An 18,007-nucleotide genomic window follows, 5' to 3' on the forward strand; every position below is an offset into this window, starting at 1 on the left:
TTGCCTTTTATCGGGTTTGCCACAGTTTGATATCTGCAAGTCAATCTAAACGGTTTGCGCTTTTGGAATACTTTGGTGCCGACACACATGACGCAAAATTTGGAAATCCAGCAGTCTGAAACCGACCGTGAAGTCGACGGTGGTGAGACGTTGATTATGCGCTTGGCGGGCCGTGTGCGTGCTGTGCGAAAAGAATTGGGTATGCCGCGCCGTGAACTTTCCGAACGATCCGGTGTTTCGCCGCGCTATCTGGCGCAGTTGGAAAGTGGCGAAGGCAATATCTCTGTTTTGCTGTTGCAGCGTGTTGCATCCGCGCTGAACACCCGCATCGAAGATTTGCTTAGCGACACCGGCGACACCACACGAGAGGCCCGACAGATCGCGCAGCTTTACCAAAACGCAGGCTCCGAAACCCAGGGCAAAGTGCGGCGTATGCTTGTTGTGCAAAACCCGCATGCACTACGGGCGCAACGTGTGTGTCTGATCGGTCTGCGCGGTGCCGGCAAATCGACGCTTGGACAAAAGTCGGCAGCGGCTTTGAACATCCCGTTTGTTGAGCTTAAATCGGAAATCGAAAGTCGCGTGGGCATGCCAGCTTCCGAAATCATGGAACTGTATGGCCAAGACGGATACCGCGCGATGGAATCCGAAGCGATAGAGGCCGTGGTTTCGGCGCACGACCGATTGATTATGTCTGTGGGAGGCGGCATCGTTGCGCAACCAAAGACGTTTTCGTTGTTGAAAACCTACTTCCATACGATTTGGGTGCGCACCAGTCCTGCGGAACATATGGCCCGTGTTCGTGCGCAGGGCGACTTGCGCCCTATGGAGGGCAATCCCGAAGCCATGGACCAACTGAAGGCGTTGCTCGCGGCGCGAAGCCATTTGTATGAAACGGCGCTGGCGCAGGTGGACACATCAAACAGGCCGCAACAGTCGTCTGTTAACGATGTTTTGACCACCATCGCGAAACATCGCTTTATCGAACAACGTGGACCGTGACATTTGAGATTTCACAAGTTGAAGACGTGCTTTGGGCGGCCTGTGACACGCTTTTGTGGTCTCATACGAATCCGTGGGAATTGGATGAAGCCCTTGTCGGGGCGGGCTTTCTGGTGGGGCCGTTGGAAATGCAGGATCACGTTGGCTTGCTGCACGTACTCAAACGCCGCAATGCATATCGTAGCCCTGTGTTGCCACGCATGGTCGCGGAAGGCCGTATCGGCAAGATAGGTGGCGTGGGCTTTTATCGTTACCCGGGTGGCGGCGGGGCGGTGATTGACCCGTTGATGGAAGATCTTATTCTGGAAGAGGCGCATTTTGCCAAGGTGACGCGCACCCCTATGAGCGATGCTGAAATTGTCCATTCTGTTCTAACGCCCGTTTCGGTTTTTCTTCGTGAAAAGGCAACGGATCCAATCGCCGTAGCGCGGCAATTGCAAATGAACATAGACGATTTAACCGAATTTTTAGCCCAAACCGCTTCTTAAAATGTACTCCCCTTAAAGGGGTGAAATCCATTGTTAACGGTTTCTGGTCTAGGTTCGGGGTTTGATGCGTGGTGATGCGCTACGCCGAACTGTTTTGGGAAGACCGTGTGATACGTGCGGCATATCTGTTGCTGGAAATTGGGCTGGGTTATCGCATGATAATGCCAACCATTAAGCACGTCTTAACAGCATTGTTCAGGTCGCCAAGATGACAGGTTTTTTTTCGGTTGGGGGGCGATCTTCAAGTGCGCTTGGGCGTCGCATGGTTATCTATATCTTGCTGGCCAACGCGTTTTTATCCTTGTTCGCTTCCAGCTTTCAACTTTATGCCAGCTACAAACAGGGGCGGGCGGAGGTCACCGCCACTGTGCAGATGATCGAAAGCAGCTTCAAACACGGCTTTGAAGAGGCATTGTGGCGATATAACTCCCCTTTGATAGAGGCGCTGTTGGAAGGCGTGCTGCACAATGAGGATGTGCAGTATCTGAAGCTTCAGTCGGATAATGGACAGATTTGGGAGGCAGGCGAATTCACCGGTGTAGACCGGACTGTCAGCGGCACAGTGGACTTTTTTCACGATGCAGACACCGCGCGTGAGGTGCCCTTGGGCAAACTGTTTGTCGGGGTAACTTTGCGTTCGGTGGAAACACGATTGTGGTCGCAGCTGTTTGTCATGCTGTTTTCAAATCTAGGAAAGACACTCTGCGCGTCTATGGTGATGCTGTTGTTGTTCGACCGCATGGTCACTCGGCATCTAGAAACGATATCTCAACATGTGTCGCAACGCGGTTGGTTTGACCGTCGAAAACCGCTGCAACTGGATCGAGCGCCCCATGAAACACGAGACGATTTGGACAACATCGTTGCTGCCATCAATGATGCACACAGGAAAGGGCGCCAGGACTTTGATAAGCTTCAGGCCGAAGTGCATCGCCGCAGAGTCGTGGAAACTCTGTTGCGGCAACGGAGCCAAGCGCTGGAAAATGCCAACGAAGAACAGGCGCAGTTCACTTATGCAATTTCCCACGACATGAAATCACCTGCGAATACGATCCAGATGTTGTTAAAAGAGCTGTTGGAAACCGAAGCCGATAATCTAAGCGAAGACGGCAAGTCCATGATTGCAGACGCCTGCCTAACGGTTCAACGGATGACGCTTCTGGTTGAAGATGTCTTGAAATATGCACGCACCGTTGGGGACGATCTGCAAGTTGAGGATGTCGATTTGAACGTGCTTTTGGCAGAGATTGTGCAAGATCTGTCGGGCGATATTGCCCAATCTAATGGGATTGTGGAAATAGGAGATCTTCCAAGGTTGCAAGGCAGCCCTTGGCAATTGCGGTTGCTGTTTCAAAACCTGGTTCAAAATGGCCTGAAATTTGCCACGCCGGGTGTGCCACCCCATGTCACTATCCGCGAAGTCTTGCCCAAAAAAAGGGACCGGATTCGCTTCTGTGTGCAAGACAACGGCATAGGTGTGGATCAAATTCACCATGAAAAGATTTTTGCACTGTTTCAGCGTCTGCACACCCACACCGATCATCCGGGGTCCGGTTTGGGTTTAACCGTATGTAAACGCGTGACCGCTAACCATGGTGGCACGATTTCGATGAAATCGCAGTCAGGCGATGGGTGTGCGATGACGGTTGAATTTCCGGTGGAGGGACGATGACTGAAATGATTAAAACGGTCATGTTGATTGACGATGAAGAAATTGACCAGCGCAATTACAAACGTATTTTGAACCGTTCCGGATGTGTGGAAAACATAATCTCGTTCAACTACGCCGACGAAGCTTTGATGTTTTTAAAGGAAAATCCGGGCCAAAATATCGACGTTATCTTCTTGGACATAAATATGCCCCGGATGAACGGTTTTGAATTCCTTGAAGAAGCCACTCAGGAATTGGGGGCTGATTTCGCCCGCATGGTCGTTGTGATGTTGACGACATCTATCAACCCTTCGGATCGACAAAGGGCACAAGCAAACCCTGTTGTGCGTGCATTTCTGGAAAAACCGATGGTGATGGACCATATCGGGTTTGTTGCAGGGCTGTTGAATGATGCGGACGCCGGCAACGACAACCCGACTTAGTGACGAACGCAAAGCTTTCAGGGTTAAGTGAGGCACAAAAAAGGGGCCGCAAAAAACTGCAGCCCCTTCTTAAAGTTTCTTAGGTGTTTAGGTCCAGGCGATTTCCGCAGGGCGGAACTCGAATGAGATATGGTGACCGCCGCCGACCAAACCTTCTTTGGTGTGGTTGTACAGGGAACGCCAGTAAGGCTGGATCGTAACGCCTTCTTCTTGCACCAATGCTTGACCTTTCATCATCAATGCGCGGCGCGCTTCGACGTCTGGCGTTGCAAGAGCTTCAGTTAGGATCGCGTCGAATTCGTCATTTGCCCAGCCAAATTCGTTCCATGCTTCACCGCCGCGGTATGCCAAAGCCCAAACCTGAACGCCCAACGGACGGTGGTTCCAGTTTGTGCAAGAGAACGGATACTTCGCCCAATCGTTCCAGAACGTAGAGCCTGGCAAAATGGTCCGTTTGACTTTGATACCCGCGTCACGCAATTGTGCCGCAACCGCATCGGTGGTGTCTTTGCGGTACCCAGCGTCAATCGAAATCAGCTCGTGTTCGAAGTCGGCCATGCCTGCCTCTTCCATCAACGCTTTTGCGCCTGCTGGATCGACTTTACGCGCTGGCAGTTCTGCATACTCGGGGTGCATTGGGCCAACGTGGTGGTTTTCAGCCTTTTCGCCGCGTCCGGTTACGCCCAGCTCCAACAAGATTTCGTTGTCGACAGCCATGGAAATCGCCTGACGAACACGTTTGTCAGCATATGGCGTTTTGCCATCAACTTCAGCCAGCTGGTTTGGACGTACAACAACGGTTGCAGCCGTCACCACAGAGTTGTTCACAAAGCCGTCCAACGTATCGAAGATATCGATGAATTCGCCTTCGATGGAATACGTCAGATCGATTTCGTCAGCTTCACCGGCGCTGACCCAAGCAGCGGGGTCTGTGCCGTAATCGATGTATTCGATGCGGTCCATGTAAGCGCCGTTGCCTGCGTTCCACCATGTGTGGTCTTCGTTGCGCACCAAGACACCTTTGACGCCAACTTCCAGAGATTCTGGCTTGTAGGGGCCTGTGCCAACTGGATTGGAAAGGGCTGTGTCTGCCGTGTAGGACGCAGGCACGATCGCTGCCGGATAGTCCGCCATACCAGGGATCAATGAAATATCTGGGCTTGGCAGGTTCAGCTTAACGGTGTGGCTGTCCACGACTTCGATGGCGCCGTCCAATGCTTGGTTTGTATCTGCGTCAATCAGTGTCGCAAACCGGCCGGCCATTGAGTTGCCTTCAAGGTCTTTGTCGCACCAGCCAGTGATGTTGCGTGCAACGTCTTCGGCAGTGAAATCGGAACCATCGTTCCATTTTACGCCTTTGCGGACGTTCAATGTGTAGGTTTTTGCGTCTTCGGACACTTCCCAGCTTTCCAGAAGCTGCGGTTGAAAGGTGCCGTCATTTTCATATGTGACCAGATATTCCAGCCAACCACGCGAGAAGTTCGCGATTTGTGACCAGTCATAGGTGCGCGGGTCTTTCAGGGCACGTACTTCTGTTTGATAGCGAACTGTGCCGCCAACTTTGTGTCCAGCAGCCATCGCAGGGCGGGCCGTGCCCAGCATTGCATAGGCTGTCGCGGCCGTGGCACCAAAGGCGCTGGCCAAAGCCAAGAATTCGCGGCGGCTTACTTCATCGTTTCCAGCTGTTTTCGCAGCATCCGTAATGGATGAATGCAAAGGCGTGCCAGTCCGTGTCAAAAACGTCATGTTCTTCCTCTCTGTAGTTGGCGCGGCCCTGGGGCTGGCGCCTGAAACGTGGGTGAGTGACCCACAGGTGCGGCAGTTGATCTGCCTTTGTTGCCACCCTTTTGGCGGATGATGCCCGGATAGTCGTCACACGGACGCGCGGCGTCAACCCTAACTTGGATCGCTGACGTCAGCTTACGCAGCCCGTTATGTACATCTTGGTACAAAAAACGGCATTTGCTTGGTCTGCACCGTCACTTGTGTCGTTGTGGCGTGGCTTAGGGGGTTTTTCGGGGCGCCAATTAAGATTTTCCAAAGGAAGACTGTTGGAGATTGAAATTTACAGTGTGTGTCCACCGCAAAACAACTTCATTTGGGCGGCTGAAACTCAAGAAACGCGTTTGCAAGTGGCAGCAGGGGGGCGCGACCCGCAACCAGATCCGCGGTCGATTCTGCATCAGAAATCCGCAATTTCGACAGGGGTGCGCTGTCCACATAAAGTGGATCTAGCCCCATGGCACGCGATGCGTTTGTTGTAATCAATGCCAACCAATCTTCGAATGGTGGGTCAAGATGCGCACTTAATGCTGCAAGGTTCAGAGCAGCCATTGGGTTGTGCTGCCCCAAAGGACAAAATGCATCCCCTACATTGTCGGACGCCACGCTTATCGCGACACCCGCATCGCGCAACTCTTGTAAACAGGTCAGGCCTCGGTCTTTGGGCGTACCAGCAATGCGACCTTGAAGGTACAAGTTTGTTGTCGGCAATGCGCAGATCGTGATCCCGGCTTTTTGCAATTTGTCCACAATACGAGAAAGGTCGGCTGGAGTTTTGCGGATCAAGCTAACGGCATGCCCACACAATATCGGTCCTTCAAAGTTGCAAGCAATTGCCGCGTCGGCGACCGTTTCAACGCCGTTCAGATCTTCAAGGCTTTCGTCTACATGAAAATCCAAAGGCAGGCCAAAGCGCGTTGCGGCATCAAACATATTGGTCAGTGCCTTTGCGATTTCAGGCTGTCCATGAATGAACGCGCCCAAGGCACCATTGCTCTGCGCGACAGCGCGGGCGACGGCGGTGCAATAGGATTCGTCCGCCATTTCGGTAACACCGGTAAGTGCGGCGCAGTGTACGTCCATCGGGGACTGCAACCCGAGATCGTTTATGACCGTCCACGCCAAAGGTGGTTCAGCTGTGTCCCCCCAATCGATATGGGTGCGCAGGGCCGCGCAACCGGCATCTTGTGCTTCGGCCAGACCACGCGATGCACGGGCGGCCAAATCGTCAGCGGTCCAATTTGCTTTGTCTTGGCGTTGGCGTTCAATTGCCTCCAACAGATCACCCCCGACATTGTCCATACGGAAAATGGAGTGGCATTTGTCCAAGTGGCAATGTGCTTCTGCCAATGCAGGCAAAACCATGCGGGGCGTTGCGGAAAACGCTGAATTCTGCAGGTGAACACGGCCACTGCTTTCGATATGCAAGTCACCTCGCAGGCAAGCCCCGGTATCGGTTCCGCCGAACCGCGCCGGGTGGGCAATCATGGATTTGGGCACCACAACATCGCACACAATCCGTGCCACCATTTATATACCCTTTCAGCGTTTTACTTCGGATTTTCAGTCGGGTGCGTCGGCATAGATGCCTTTGACCAACTTCCAACCTGTCCAGATCAAAGTTCCGCCAAAAAACAATCCGGCCACGCCTATGGTTTCAAACATGGCGGGCCCCTTTGGCATGCCGCGCACGGCCACCGCGCCGACCAAAAGTCCCAAACCCACGATCGAAAACCCAAGCCGAAACAAAAGCTCTGATCGGGTGGGTCCAAATTTTGGTTTGGTCATGGTCAGCCTTTCTTCAAAAGTCGACGGAAACTCCCGGAAGGTTCAGGGACTTCATCAAGTCGCGTAATTCCTGACGCGCTGCGATGTTTGAGATATTCAGTTGTTTGACGCCGATGTCCTTGAGGTCCAGTAGGGTCAGGCCGCGGGGGAAAAGTTCGCGGAAAATGACGCGTTCGTTAAAGCCCGGCGCGACCCTGAACCCGATACGCTTGGATAGCATCTGGATGGCGCGTTCCATTTTCTCTTTGTTGACCATACGCTGTGCGCCCAATCGGTTGCGCACAACAATCCAGTCAATGGGTTGCAATCCCGCTTGGGCGCGCAGCTGGCGGGCGTTCCAGACCATTTCAGAATAAACAGAAGGGCCTTTGATCTTATCGCCCGTGGCATCGATCCGCGCCAAAAGATCGAAGTCGATGAAACTGTCATTCAATGGCGTGACCAGCGTGTCCGCCAGCGAATGGGCAACCTGACTAAGGCGCGTGTGTGAACCGGGGCAGTCGATCAGGATGAAATCGCTGTCGGGTTCCAGCGTTGCAACGGCCGCAGATAACCGGTGATCATAGACGTTTTCACCCGGTTTCAGACTGTTGCTGTCAATCTCCGGAAGATCATGCACTTCGGGGGATGGCAAAGACAGGCCAGACTCTTTCATAAACTCGGCGCGGTTTTCCACGTATCGTCCGAATGTGCGTTGGCGTAGATCAAGATCCAACGCACTGACTTTGTGCCCCATGCGCGACAAAGCCGTCGCGACATGCATTGAAACGGTGGATTTACCCGCGCCGCCTTTTTCGTTCCCGACGACAATAATATGCGCCATGATCTGTCCCCTTCGCCGCGTGCCTTTGGGCCGCGCTGTGTACCAAACACAATATCGCGTCATGCTTGAACACACAGTTTCGCGTCATGTTGGGCATACTATATGTGGGGTATTGGTCTTTGGGAAGCGTCACATCGGCAATTGCATCGGCTGTAGATCGGTAAATTCCCGTAAAGCCAGCCGTAAGGGGGCCGCCGTTGTTGCATAGCGGTGCCAATCGCGGTTTGCAGTGTCTTTTGGCAAGTCGCAATGTGCCGACCAATTCAAGCCGCAGCGTTTCAAAACGGCATGAGCCGTGTGACCACCGGGACGACACAAGGCATCACCGGACACACCGCATATGTTGGCGTGTTGCGATTCCCAATGGCGCATCAAATTCGCACTGCGCAGTAAGTATGCCGCCAGATGCATCGGTGTGTGACGACAGCCCAGCGCCAGGTCGGGGCCATCGCTGCGGAACGTGGTCCAAGCTGTGTGCACGTGATCACGGGTCATATGCACAACCCGCGCCTCGGGCAGGGCGGCGGCCAGCAATCCTGACCAACGAAAATTCAAGCGCGTGCAATCTATCAGCACGTCAGCCCCATCCGCGGCCTGCCGCAAACCTTCGCGCAGTTGGGATTGCAGTACCAACAGGTCTTCACGTGTCACATCGAGGCGTTTTTCCTGTCTTAGATGACGTATAAAACGCGTCATAATGGTTTCTACGAAGGTCAATTGACGGGCAGCCCGGTTCAGTGAACCCTGTTCCAGAATACGTGCCATCGCAGCGACACCTGACCCCGGCAAACCCGTTACAAACAGAGGCAGGATAGAACTTTTGGTTGCCGGTAGCGGAGTGAACCGAAGCCGCATCAGCATGGTAAACAGCACACTGTCTTTGCTGCGTTTGTAGTTTGAAGTTGCTTGGGCGCACTTGTGATACGCCGAAAGGTGTTCCGCTGCACGGGTGGTGTCTTTGCGTTGATCAGATATCCGAAACAACGCCAAATGAGCGTTCGCTTTTTCGGATGAAGAGCTGCCTGTCCCTTCTATACAGGCACTTAGCCGATCTTGCGTCTTTTGCGGGCAGTGTTCGCCTGCCAATTGCGTTGCGGTCTTTACCAAAGCGATCGGGGTGTCCTTCTCTGCAAGCAGTTCTACGGCCCGCATTTGAAGGTTTGCCATGTCGTCTGCGGTCTTTGTCACATCACAAAGCCAGTCGAACGCCTGAGCGGTGATCGCCTTTTGCGCGTGCGCGACCGCCATAGCTTCCTTCTTACGACCCAACTGCATCAAAATGCGTGCCTTTAGCAAATCCGATGTTTCGGAATGCTCTGCCATTGCAAAATGTGCATCTTGGGGGGCGCCAGCGCTGAGTAGATTTTCTGCCAATGCATGCCAATGTGCTGCATGCGGGGCCAATGCGTGGGCGCGTTCAAAACACAAAGCGGCGCGCGCATTGCGCCCAAGCGCTGCCAAAGCACGCCCTTTGGAGGCCCAAAGATCATCTACGTCTTGGCTTGTTAGGGCCTTGTCAAACAAAGCAATCGCTTCGGTCAGTTTCCCGTCCTTCGTCAGGCAATCACCGCGCAAATGCAGCACCTGTGGGTTGAGAGGGGCCGTTAGGGTCAAGGTGTCGGCGATGACCGATGCCAATTCGGTGTGACCGGATTCTAGGTGCCGCCGTGCATCCTGGATTTGCGCCGCCAGATCAAGCGTAGGCATGATGGGCGGAAAAATATTATCAGTGCCGTGACGCGGGCGAGAGAATGGTTTCAAATTCATAGAAAGATGTGGCCCCCTGTGGCGTGTGACTGAGTCTCACTCTTGGGACAAATATTGGTGCATTACTGGTTACCAAATCGTCAAGGACCAACAAAAGAAGCGTCAAAAACGCACAAAGCGTCGCTTGTTTCCAAGCGACGCCTTGCAAAAAATAGCGATGGGAAAGGCTTAGAAGCCCAAACCTGCATATTTGTTTTTGAACTTGGAAACACGACCGCCAGTGTCCAACAAACGGCTGCTGCCGCCGTTCCACGCGGGGTGCGCAGAGGGGTCGATGTCCAAAGCCAATTGGTCGCCTTCGGCGCCCCAAGTGGATTTCATTTCGATCACTGTGCCGTCTGTCATTTTGACGTTGATCAGGTGATAATCGGGATGTGTATCTGCTTTCATCTGTCTGACCTTCAGGCTTTAGGGGCTTTGTAGTTTGTATCTTCTGCGATACGTGCGGATTTACCACGACGCGAGCGCAAGTAGTACAGTTTGGCGCGACGCACGCGACCACGGCGGACCACGGTGATGCTGTCGATGTTGGTGGAGAACAATGGGAACACACGTTCCACGCCTTCACCAAAGGAAATTTTGCGAACTGTGAAGGATCCGGCGATACCTTTGCCGTTGTTGCGCGCGATGCACACACCTTCGTAGTTCTGAACGCGGGTACGTGTACCCTCGGTCACTTTAAAGCCGACGCGCACGGTGTCGCCTGCTTTGAAATCAGGAATTTCTTTTCCCAGGGCGGCAATTTGCTCCGCCTCTAGCTGTGCAATCAGGTTCATCTGATGGCTCCTATAATGCTCAGGGTTTGCCCCCGAAGTGTTTGGTGCGATCCAGAGCTCTTTGTCTTCATCGGGTCCGAAACACATTCGCCCGCAAGAGGATAGGTCAACATTGCTTTGGTACCTTTGGGCTGCAAACAGACCGCGAAGAAGCGGAAACAGGACAAAGGGTCCGGTCACACAAAATGCGAGTCGGAACGGGCAGGGTATAGTTCCAAAAACGGGTTCGGGTCAAGGCCGCGCAGGCACCAGAGACGTCACGAGATCGCTTTGTAACATAATGATTTTAAGGGTGTCGGGATCTTATGTGCAAACTGGACGGGCAGGCTGCCGCATTCTTGTTGATCTGACCTGCAATTGTGCATGATAATCAAAGCCATGCTGTTCTAGATCACGGCGCATTTTATTTCAATCTGCTGTGACAGAACAATGCAGCACATAGTCCAGGTGTCGCTTATGAATGCATCGATCCCTCTTTTATTGTTTGTGTTTGCTGGGTTGTTTTCGCCCGGGCCAAATGTCGTCATGTTGACGGCGTCCGGGGCGCGGTTCGGGTTCAGGCGCACCTTGCCGCATCTTTTGGGCGTGCCAATAGGGACCGGGCTGTTGGCAGCCAGCAGCGCATTTGGAGTTAACGCGCTGTTGTTGGCGCTTCCAGCATTGAAACTGGTGTTTCAGATTGCGGCGGCCCTTTGGATTTTGTGGTTGGCGTGGCGCACTGCACAGGCGGGGCGGGCAGGGCGTGCAAAAGATGCAGGACAGCCGTTCACCTTTGTGCAAGCGGTACTGTTTCAGGCGGTAAACCCGAAGATCTGGGCGATTACCTTAGCCGCGTCCGCGGGTTTCGGAATTGGGCTGGCCCCACATATCGAGGCGCTCAGGCTGTTTGTGGTTTTTGCCGGAATAAACTTGTGTGTTTGCCTGTTTTGGACAACGGTCGGGCATCTGTTGTCTGGTGTCTTGCAGTCTGATGCCATCTGGCGTGGGTTCATGACCGTTATGGCGGCGTTTATGGCCGCCACAGTGGTGTTGATCTTTCTTTAACCCGAACACTATGGGACGTCACGCAACGGATTTGCGTCACGGTTCTTGGTGCAGCGGGCATTCCGCGATCTGCCAGATCATCCGGATTGATGGGTCCTGAAGGCAAGCCTATGTGAAGGCAAGCCTATGTGAAGGCAAGCCTATGTGTTGTTGGCCACCTACGTGAAGATTTACGTTGATCAGGCTTTGGCGGTGTTCCGCATCTCTTCATCGTGCAATTCTTTGGCGCGGGCAGGGGACACACCTAAAACGGCTTCGACGTGGTGCAACACGTTGTCTTCTTCTTCTTGTTCCAGCCCGTCAGCAAACACGACGGCCCACAGGGCGCGCAGGGCAGCTTCGGCTTCTTCCGTGCCGACCGCTTCTTTCAAAATGCCGGCCAATGCATCGGTGTCCTGCATGTGTTCTTCCAGCTTTTCACACTGGGCGCGCATTTTTGCGGCTTCGACCGGGTTCAGGTTGTGACGTCGGGCCAACACGCGGTCGATCACTTCGACTTCTTCAAACAGATAGGCACGGTCTGCTTTGGCGGCCTGTACCATCAAGGCGCCAACCACATGGGCTGCGTCCGCTGGAGGCAAAGGCGTTTCATATTTTGTTGGATTTTGGATGAAAGCGAGCAGTCGTTCAAACATGAAAGGGGCCTGTAAATGAGCGTTTTATGCAGGCTAGCGATTGTTGTGAAGCATAGCAAACAAAGTGTTAACAACCTCGCAAAAAGGTTAACGCCAAAAGGTTAACGCACGGGCATCCCACCGCTATTTTTCCGGCTTCGTGCGTTTTGCCCATAAGTCGGGCCTGCGTGTTTGCGTCAAGTTTTCTGACATCTCCTGACGCCATTGTTCGATTTTAGCGTGATTTCCAGACATCAAAACCTGCGGCACGTCGCGTCCGTTCCATGTGGCGGGGCGGGTGTATTGTGGATGCTCCAAAAGGCCGTTGGAATGGCTTTCCTCAACGGCGCTGTCGGCGTTTCCCAAAACGCCTGGCAACAGGCGAACCGTGGCGTCGATCATGGCCTGCGCTGCGATTTCGCCGCCGGTCATAACAAAATCTCCCAGCGAAACCTCCATGACATTGTAGTGTTCAAGCACACGTTCATCGACGCCCTCAAAGCGGCCACACAGGATCGTTACACCATCGCACCGCGCCCATGATTGCGCCATTTTCTGGGTAAACGGCACACCGCGTGGTGACATATAGACCACCGGTACGCGACCCTTGGAATGGGCATTGGCAGCTTCGATTGCTGGCCCCACGACGTCGGCCCGCAACACCATGCCCGCGCCTCCACCAGAAGGCGTGTCGTCGACGTTTTTGTGTTTCGTTAGTCCAAAGTCACGCAAGTTATGTGTGTGCAACTGCCATTTGCCGTCTTGCAATGCACGCCCCGTCAAACTTTCGCCCAATACACCAGGAAAAGCGTCTGGAAACAATGTGATGACACGGGCTTGCCAAACACCGGCAAGATCTGGAACTTCGTCCATCAGGCTGCTTGGGGTCATCGTGGCGCGAATTGATTTGCGGCCAAATGACTTTGGGGTGTTTGCCACGGTTCGGGCCTTTCTAGATAGGGTCACGCAACCTGTTGGCCATAACATCAATGCCGCGCGGAACTCAAAGCTTTCTTGATGCGGTCCAAAGCCTGTGGGCTAGGCTAAAGAACGCCGTCGGGGGGATCAGCCACAATGCGGCCCGCGTCCAGATCCACAGTTGGAACCGCAGCCAGTGTAAATGGCAACAAAATCGTGGCGCTTGATCCGGGGCTCTGAATTTCCAGCAAGTCTGTCGCACCATGATTTTGCACGGATTTCACGGTGCCAATCAGCGTGCCACCGGTGTCTGAAACCGTCAGCCCCACAAGATCGGAATGATAGTATTCGTCGTCGGGCAGGCTGGGCAGTTGCGCGCGCCGTGCAAACAACTGGGTGCCTTTCAGCGCATCGCCTTGCTCTTTGGTCTTTACCTCGACCAAACGCGCCACAAAGCCGTTTTTGATGGGGCGGATCAAGGACAGATGGAACACGTCGACGCCGTGTTCGCAGGTCAAAGGGCTATAGGTTTCGATGTCCTCGGGGGTCGCGCAAAAGCTTTTGATGCGCACTTCGCCCTGTACGCCATATGAGCCACTGACAGCGCCCACACAAATCATTTCATCTCTCATTGAAGCGTTCCTTCGCACAGGCCTTTGATCATTTCTCCGCCCTTGGCATCGCAGTCCAGGCCATCGTTGTATTGCTCATATAGGACACCCGCAACAAAGGCGACTGCAACAAAGATGATGGTGCGGATCATGCGAAACATGGGTCACCGTGTCTCAATGTTAAGGGCAGTTTGGCGGGTTTCCCAGCCTTTGGTCTGAAGCTCTGGCGTCGTCGAATTCTCTTCGGGCCATCCGATGCACAAATAGGCAATAAGCGACCAGTCTTCAGGCACATCTAAATCCGCAGATAACTTCGAGGCGTCAAGAATGGACACCCAGCCCATCCCAAGCCCAAGAGAACGGGCCATAAGCCACATCAGATTTACAGCACCAACAACAGAATAGCGCCGCATTTCAGGCATGGTTGTTGCCCCCAAGCCCGAGCCTTTGGATGTCGCATCATCGCAAAAGACTGCAATATGTTCCGGGGCTTCTTGCATGCCGGACAGCTTCAAACCCGCATAAAGCTCGGCTTTTTCGCCGGTATAGCCGTCGAGTGCTTTTGCATTTGCTGTCTGGTAATTTTCAATAGCTTTGGTGCGCATTGCGGCGCTTTGAATGCGGACCACACGCCAAGGTTCTGACAGACCCACCGAGGGGGCCAATCGGAAGGTGTCGAGGCATTGCATCAGCAACGCCTCGTCCACGGGATCGGTGCGAAAACGCCGCACATCGCGGCGCCACGCCAAAAGGTTTTGAAACTGGTCGCGGAAGTCTTGTGAAAAGGCATCCATGCCAGCTGACCTTCTGATTACTCTGCAGCTTCTTCCGCAGGTGCTTCTTCGGCAGGGGCTGCTGCTGCTTCTGCGGCGGCTTCTGCTTTTGCAGCTTTTTCTTCAGCGCGATCTTGCGCTTTCTTGTGCGGTGTACCCTTCTTGGGGTTGTTACGCTCGACTTTTTCCTTCACGCCAGCCGCTTCCAGCATACGTGCGATACGGTCAGTTGGCTGTGCGCCTTCACCCAACCAGTATTGAACGCGTTCCATGTTCATTTTCACGCGCTCTTCGCTGTCTTTGGGCAGCAGTGGGTTGTACGTGCCGAGCTTTTCGATGAAGCGGCCATCGCGTGGCATGCGGCTGTCTGCTGCAACGATACGGTAAAACGGGCGCTTCTTAGAGCCACCGCGGGCGAGGCGAATTTTCATAGCCATGGTATTGATTTCCTTAGGATTTAGATTGGTGTGATTTGTGGTGCTGAATGACTTCAGCGATGATGAAGTTGAGAAACTTCTTGGCAAATTCCGGATCTACGTCGGCCCGGTTTGCCAAATCTTCGAGACGTGCGATCTGGGTGGCCTCGCGGGCCGGATCGGACGGGGGAAGGTCGTGTTCGGCTTTGAGTTTCCCCACAGCCTGTGTGTGTTTGAACCGCTCACCGAGGGTGTAGATGAGGATCGCGTCAAGGCGATCAATGCTTTCGCGGTGCTCTTTCAGCACGGCGGCAGCGCGGTTTACAGCGTCAGTCATTTGAGGCCTCCTTGGGTGCAGGATGTCGCCATATTGCCATGGGTCCAAACCGTTCATGCGTGAAAGTGCCGTCCGGACGCGCACCAAGGCGCTTGGCTACGCGAACAGACGCCTCGTTGCCGTCGGCGATCATGCTGATCAAAGTTGTCCATCCCAAGGTAGAGTAAGCATATGCGCGCACCGCTGCACCGGCTTCGGTGGCGTAGCCTTTGCCAGACGCGCCATCGAACAGGTCCCAGCCAAGCTCATTCTCGGGAAACCCTACAGGGTTCCACAAACCAACGATACCGACCGTGGCTCCTGTTTCCTTTTCGACAAGGCTGAAGCGCCCAAAGCCCTTCAACTGCCAATGGCCGGCTTCTTGCATCAAGATCCGGTAAGCCTGTTCACGCGGCAAGGGCCCCCCGACAAAGTTGGATCGTTCAGAGGCGTAAAACGCTGCGAACACGTCAAAATCGGCCTCCGTGGGTCCACGAAGGGTCAATCGCTCAGTGTGCAGCGTAGGTATGGAGGCCAAAGCCGTCATTTATTTCTTTTTTCCAAAGCCGGACAGCCCAGAAGGCAGGCCCATTCCGCCACCCATACCGGGCAGCTTGCCGCCCATGCCCATTTGTTTTGCTGCAGCTTCCAGCGCTTTGGGGTCCATCTGGGAGGGGTCCATGCCGGCGGGCATTCCGCCTTTGCCCATCATCCCCTTCATGGCCTGCTTCAGCATGCCACCTTTGCCCATTTTGCCCATCTTTTTCATCATGTCGGACATTTGGCGCTGCATTTTCAGCAGCTTGTTCAGGTCGGACACTTCCATCCCCGCGCCGCGCGCGATCCGCTTTTTGCGGCTGGCCTGCAGAATCTGAGGATTGGCGCGTTCTTTTTTCGTCATGGACTGGATCAGGGCGATCTGCTGCTTCAGCACTTTGTCGTCGAACCCGGCCTCTTCGACCTGTTTGGCCATTTTACCCATGCCAGGCATCATGCCCATCATGCCCTGCATACCGCCCATCTTGATCATCTGCTCAAGCTGCATTTTCAGGTCGTTCATATTGAACATACCCTTGGCCATGCGCTTCATCATCTTTTCGGCTTGTTCAGCCTCGATGGTTTCCTGGGCCTTTTCTACCAGCGATACGATGTCGCCCATGCCAAGGATGCGGCCTGCGATCCGTTCAGGCTCGAACGTTTCCAGCGCGTCCATCTTTTCGCCAAGACCAACGTATTTGATGGGCTTGCCTGTGACGGCACGCATGGACAATGCGGCACCGCCGCGACCGTCGCCGTCCATGCGGGTCAGGACCACGCCGGAAATGCCGATGCGGTCGTCAAAGTTTTCGGCCGTATGCACAGCGTCTTGACCCGTTAGACCGTCAACCACCAAAAGCGTTTCGCGTGGATCGGCCACGTCGCGTACGGCTTTGACCTGTTCCATCAATTCTTCGTCGATAGACAAGCGACCTGCGGTGTCGAGCATATAGACGTCGTAACCGCCCATGGCCGCTTGGGTCTTGGCGCGTTTTGCGATTGCGACAGGCGCTTCGCCTTTGACGATAGGTAATGTGTCGACGCCGATCTGGTTGCCCAAGATGGCCAATTGTTCCATGGCCGCCGGACGGTTTACGTCCAAAGACGCCATCAAGACCTTTTTGCCGTCACGCTCTTTCAAACGTTTCGCAAGTTTTGCGGTTGTGGTCGTTTTACCGCCGCCTTGCAGACCGACCATCAGGATCGGGGCAGGGGGATTGTCGATTTTCAACGCACCGGGTTCGCCTTCACCCGTTAGCGTGTCGATCAGCGCGTCATGTACGATTTTGACGACTTGTTGGCCGGGGGTTACGGATTTGGTGACCGCTTGGCCTGTGGCCTTTTCCTGAACCGCTTTAACAAAGTCACGGGCCACCGGCAGCGAGACGTCGGCCTCAAGCAGGGCCACACGCACTTCGCGCAGGGCCGTTTTCACATCCTCTTCGGACAACGCACCCTGTTTGGTGAGGCGGTCAAAGACGCCGGAGAGGCGTTCAGATAGGTTCTCAAACATGGGCCATGGCCCCCTTCGGTTCGGTTGCTGGATCACCCCGATGTAGGGACCCAAAGCGGAATACACAAATACCCCTGTGGGCGCGACGCGCTGACAGGGGGCGATCCTTGATATCAAGGACCGGAAGATCGAAGCTTCCGGATGTTGTGGGTCGTTTAGGTGGATGCGTCTACAGAGTCAACCGCCGCGATGCGCATCAAGCCATGTGTTTATAATGTCTGCGATGTCTTGCGCACCGTTCCCGCTTTGGAAGCCTTTGCGCAGCGGCACGTCACCATCAGCTGTGACCAGAATCGGGCGAAACGTGGTGATAACGTCGCCTTCTTGCCGGAAACGTTCCACCGAAGCGTGTTTGATGGTTTGCGTTGCAACGTCGGTCTTGAAGATACGCGCCAAATTCTGGGATTGAATGCTGACTGTTTCAGGTGTGACGACAATCTGTGTGCGCTGCACCACAAGCAGCACTGCAATAGGCAACACCAACACCGAGACACCAGCGATGAATGCGCCCAAAAGCCATTGGCGGTGATAGAGCAGCACAAGCACCGTTCCAATTGCGCCGAGCGATACGACCGACATCAGGATGCCCAGAACCCAAGGGGTCTGGGACAGTACAAGCTGTTCCGCGGTGTTTTCGATGACCTTCATAGGGGGCACCCTATGGTTGGGTGGCGTGCAAAGTCAAAGCGCAAGCCATTGCAAATGCGAACGAAGTGTCGGTAGGTTGGGGTGCGTTGTGAATTTG

22 protein-coding genes are annotated in these 18,007 nt (G+C 54.2%); 5 read left to right on the top strand and 17 right to left on the bottom strand.

Annotated elements, in window-relative coordinates; translation table 11 throughout:
- Positions 1-87: 87 nt before the first annotated feature.
- The 4 genes from ASD8599_RS03415 (at position 88) to ASD8599_RS03430 (ending at position 3,584) form a co-directional block, all read left to right on the top strand.
- Complete coding sequence (locus tag ASD8599_RS03415; protein WP_108827233.1) at positions 88-1,002, top strand: helix-turn-helix transcriptional regulator; 915 nt, start codon at positions 88-90, stop codon at positions 1,000-1,002.
- Positions 999-1,490 carry a 3-hydroxyacyl-CoA dehydrogenase family protein gene (locus tag ASD8599_RS03420; protein WP_108827234.1) on the top strand — a complete coding sequence of 164 codons (492 nt, stop codon included), beginning with the start codon at positions 999-1,001 and terminating at the stop codon, positions 1,488-1,490. Before ASD8599_RS03415 ends, ASD8599_RS03420 begins: the two co-directional genes overlap by 4 nt.
- 208 nt (positions 1,491-1,698) lie before the next feature.
- Positions 1,699-3,162 (top strand): ATP-binding protein, encoded by a 1,464-nt coding sequence (locus ASD8599_RS03425; RefSeq protein ID WP_108827235.1) that lies wholly within the window; start codon positions 1,699-1,701, stop codon positions 3,160-3,162.
- Positions 3,159-3,584, top strand: coding sequence for a response regulator (locus tag ASD8599_RS03430; protein ID WP_245925915.1), 426 nt, complete (start codon positions 3,159-3,161; stop codon positions 3,582-3,584). Before ASD8599_RS03425 ends, ASD8599_RS03430 begins: the two co-directional genes overlap by 4 nt.
- Positions 3,585-3,671: 87 nt before the next feature.
- Here ASD8599_RS03430 and ASD8599_RS03435 read toward each other — a convergent pair whose 3' ends face one another.
- From ASD8599_RS03435 to rplS, 7 genes are all read right to left on the bottom strand, one after another.
- A complete protein-coding gene (locus tag ASD8599_RS03435) occupies positions 3,672-5,330 on the bottom strand; it encodes an ABC transporter substrate-binding protein (protein ID WP_108827236.1) in 1,659 nt (552 codons plus the stop codon).
- A 348-nt stretch (positions 5,331-5,678) separates the two neighbouring features.
- Positions 5,679-6,896 carry an amidohydrolase family protein gene (locus tag ASD8599_RS03440; RefSeq protein ID WP_108827237.1) on the bottom strand — a complete coding sequence of 406 codons (1,218 nt, stop codon included), beginning with the start codon at positions 6,894-6,896 and terminating at the stop codon, positions 5,679-5,681.
- Positions 6,897-6,929: 33 nt separating this feature from the next.
- Positions 6,930-7,154 (bottom strand): hypothetical protein, encoded by a 225-nt coding sequence (locus ASD8599_RS03445; protein WP_108827238.1) that lies wholly within the window; start codon positions 7,152-7,154, stop codon positions 6,930-6,932.
- Between the two features lie 13 nt (positions 7,155-7,167).
- Positions 7,168-7,977 carry a division plane positioning ATPase MipZ gene (locus ASD8599_RS03450; RefSeq protein ID WP_108827239.1) on the bottom strand — a complete coding sequence of 270 codons (810 nt, stop codon included), beginning with the start codon at positions 7,975-7,977 and terminating at the stop codon, positions 7,168-7,170.
- 129 nt (positions 7,978-8,106) lie between these two features.
- Positions 8,107-9,744 (bottom strand): tetratricopeptide repeat-containing sulfotransferase family protein, encoded by a 1,638-nt coding sequence (locus ASD8599_RS03455; RefSeq protein WP_108827240.1) that lies wholly within the window; start codon positions 9,742-9,744, stop codon positions 8,107-8,109.
- Positions 9,745-9,912: 168 nt separating this feature from the next.
- On the bottom strand, positions 9,913-10,134 hold the full coding sequence (gene rpmE / locus ASD8599_RS03460) for a 50S ribosomal protein L31 (RefSeq protein WP_108827241.1): 222 nt from the start codon (positions 10,132-10,134) through the stop codon (positions 9,913-9,915).
- 11 nt (positions 10,135-10,145) lie between these two features.
- Positions 10,146-10,520: a 50S ribosomal protein L19 gene (rplS, locus tag ASD8599_RS03465; RefSeq protein WP_108827242.1), complete on the bottom strand. Its 375-nt coding sequence runs from the start codon at positions 10,518-10,520 to the stop codon at positions 10,146-10,148.
- Between the two features lie 456 nt (positions 10,521-10,976).
- On the opposite strand from rplS, the gene ASD8599_RS03470 reads away from it, so the two are divergent.
- Positions 10,977-11,564: a LysE family translocator gene (locus ASD8599_RS03470; RefSeq protein WP_108827243.1), complete on the top strand. Its 588-nt coding sequence runs from the start codon at positions 10,977-10,979 to the stop codon at positions 11,562-11,564.
- Between the two features lie 179 nt (positions 11,565-11,743).
- On the opposite strand, the gene ASD8599_RS03475 is transcribed toward ASD8599_RS03470, so the two are convergent.
- The 10 genes from ASD8599_RS03475 to ASD8599_RS03515 form a co-directional block, all read right to left on the bottom strand.
- Positions 11,744-12,199, bottom strand: coding sequence for a tellurite resistance TerB family protein (locus tag ASD8599_RS03475; RefSeq protein ID WP_108827244.1), 456 nt, complete (start codon positions 12,197-12,199; stop codon positions 11,744-11,746).
- Between the two features lie 123 nt (positions 12,200-12,322).
- The gene (trmD, locus tag ASD8599_RS03480) at positions 12,323-13,117 is read right to left on the bottom strand and encodes a tRNA (guanosine(37)-N1)-methyltransferase TrmD (protein ID WP_245925916.1); all 795 of its coding nucleotides are present in this window, start codon (positions 13,115-13,117) and stop codon (positions 12,323-12,325) included.
- Positions 13,118-13,221: 104 nt separating this feature from the next.
- Positions 13,222-13,728: a ribosome maturation factor RimM gene (gene rimM, locus ASD8599_RS03485; protein WP_108827246.1), complete on the bottom strand. Its 507-nt coding sequence runs from the start codon at positions 13,726-13,728 to the stop codon at positions 13,222-13,224.
- Entirely contained in the window at positions 13,725-13,868 is a 144-nt protein-coding gene (locus ASD8599_RS20235; protein WP_181364398.1) for a hypothetical protein, read from the bottom strand. The genes rimM and ASD8599_RS20235 overlap by 4 nt, the downstream gene beginning before the upstream one ends.
- A 3-nt stretch (positions 13,869-13,871) precedes the next feature.
- Complete coding sequence (bluB, locus tag ASD8599_RS03490) at positions 13,872-14,501, bottom strand: 5,6-dimethylbenzimidazole synthase (protein ID WP_108827247.1); 630 nt, start codon at positions 14,499-14,501, stop codon at positions 13,872-13,874.
- Between the two features lie 17 nt (positions 14,502-14,518).
- Positions 14,519-14,917 carry a 30S ribosomal protein S16 gene (gene rpsP / locus ASD8599_RS03495; protein ID WP_108827248.1) on the bottom strand — a complete coding sequence of 133 codons (399 nt, stop codon included), beginning with the start codon at positions 14,915-14,917 and terminating at the stop codon, positions 14,519-14,521.
- A 13-nt stretch (positions 14,918-14,930) separates the two neighbouring features.
- Positions 14,931-15,233, bottom strand: a complete 303-nt coding sequence (locus tag ASD8599_RS03500) for a chorismate mutase (protein ID WP_108827249.1) — start codon at positions 15,231-15,233, stop codon at positions 14,931-14,933.
- A complete protein-coding gene (locus ASD8599_RS03505; RefSeq protein WP_108827250.1) occupies positions 15,226-15,759 on the bottom strand; it encodes a GNAT family N-acetyltransferase in 534 nt (177 codons plus the stop codon). The genes ASD8599_RS03500 and ASD8599_RS03505 overlap by 8 nt, the downstream gene beginning before the upstream one ends.
- Positions 15,760-17,262: a signal recognition particle protein gene (ffh, locus tag ASD8599_RS03510; RefSeq protein WP_108827251.1), complete on the bottom strand. Its 1,503-nt coding sequence runs from the start codon at positions 17,260-17,262 to the stop codon at positions 15,760-15,762.
- Between the two features lie 177 nt (positions 17,263-17,439).
- Positions 17,440-17,910 (bottom strand): hypothetical protein, encoded by a 471-nt coding sequence (locus tag ASD8599_RS03515; RefSeq protein WP_108827252.1) that lies wholly within the window; start codon positions 17,908-17,910, stop codon positions 17,440-17,442.
- Between the last annotated feature and the right edge of the window lie 97 nt (positions 17,911-18,007).

This window comes from Ascidiaceihabitans donghaensis, from assembly GCF_900302465.1.
Lineage (GTDB): Bacteria > Pseudomonadota > Alphaproteobacteria > Rhodobacterales > Rhodobacteraceae > Ascidiaceihabitans > Ascidiaceihabitans donghaensis.

Excerpts from the sequence above, each read along its gene's own strand:
- ASD8599_RS03415 (WP_108827233.1), top strand. The coding sequence starts at position 88 with ATGACGCAAAATTTGGAAATCCAGCAGTCTGAAACCGACCGTGAAGTC.
- ASD8599_RS03425 (WP_108827235.1), top strand. The coding sequence starts at position 1,699 with ATGACAGGTTTTTTTTCGGTTGGGGGGCGATCTTCAAGTGCGCTTGGG.
- ASD8599_RS03430 (WP_245925915.1), top strand. The coding sequence starts at position 3,159 with ATGACTGAAATGATTAAAACGGTCATGTTGATTGACGATGAAGAAATT.
- ASD8599_RS03435 (WP_108827236.1), bottom strand. The coding sequence starts at position 5,330 with ATGACGTTTTTGACACGGACTGGCACGCCTTTGCATTCATCCATTACG.
- ASD8599_RS03440 (WP_108827237.1), bottom strand. The coding sequence starts at position 6,896 with ATGGTGGCACGGATTGTGTGCGATGTTGTGGTGCCCAAATCCATGATT.
- ASD8599_RS03445 (WP_108827238.1), bottom strand. The coding sequence starts at position 7,154 with ATGACCAAACCAAAATTTGGACCCACCCGATCAGAGCTTTTGTTTCGG.
- ASD8599_RS03450 (WP_108827239.1), bottom strand. The coding sequence starts at position 7,977 with ATGGCGCATATTATTGTCGTCGGGAACGAAAAAGGCGGCGCGGGTAAA.
- ASD8599_RS03455 (WP_108827240.1), bottom strand. The coding sequence starts at position 9,744 with ATGAATTTGAAACCATTCTCTCGCCCGCGTCACGGCACTGATAATATT.
- rpmE (WP_108827241.1), bottom strand. The coding sequence starts at position 10,134 with ATGAAAGCAGATACACATCCCGATTATCACCTGATCAACGTCAAAATG.
- rplS (WP_108827242.1), bottom strand. The coding sequence starts at position 10,520 with ATGAACCTGATTGCACAGCTAGAGGCGGAGCAAATTGCCGCCCTGGGA.
- ASD8599_RS03470 (WP_108827243.1), top strand. The coding sequence starts at position 10,977 with ATGAATGCATCGATCCCTCTTTTATTGTTTGTGTTTGCTGGGTTGTTT.
- ASD8599_RS03475 (WP_108827244.1), bottom strand. The coding sequence starts at position 12,199 with ATGTTTGAACGACTGCTCGCTTTCATCCAAAATCCAACAAAATATGAA.
- rimM (WP_108827246.1), bottom strand. The coding sequence starts at position 13,728 with ATGAGAGATGAAATGATTTGTGTGGGCGCTGTCAGTGGCTCATATGGC.
- ASD8599_RS20235 (WP_181364398.1), bottom strand. The coding sequence starts at position 13,868 with ATGTTTCGCATGATCCGCACCATCATCTTTGTTGCAGTCGCCTTTGTT.
- bluB (WP_108827247.1), bottom strand. The coding sequence starts at position 14,501 with ATGGATGCCTTTTCACAAGACTTCCGCGACCAGTTTCAAAACCTTTTG.
- rpsP (WP_108827248.1), bottom strand. The coding sequence starts at position 14,917 with ATGGCTATGAAAATTCGCCTCGCCCGCGGTGGCTCTAAGAAGCGCCCG.
- ASD8599_RS03500 (WP_108827249.1), bottom strand. The coding sequence starts at position 15,233 with ATGACTGACGCTGTAAACCGCGCTGCCGCCGTGCTGAAAGAGCACCGC.
- ASD8599_RS03505 (WP_108827250.1), bottom strand. The coding sequence starts at position 15,759 with ATGACGGCTTTGGCCTCCATACCTACGCTGCACACTGAGCGATTGACC.
- ffh (WP_108827251.1), bottom strand. The coding sequence starts at position 17,262 with ATGTTTGAGAACCTATCTGAACGCCTCTCCGGCGTCTTTGACCGCCTC.
- ASD8599_RS03515 (WP_108827252.1), bottom strand. The coding sequence starts at position 17,910 with ATGAAGGTCATCGAAAACACCGCGGAACAGCTTGTACTGTCCCAGACC.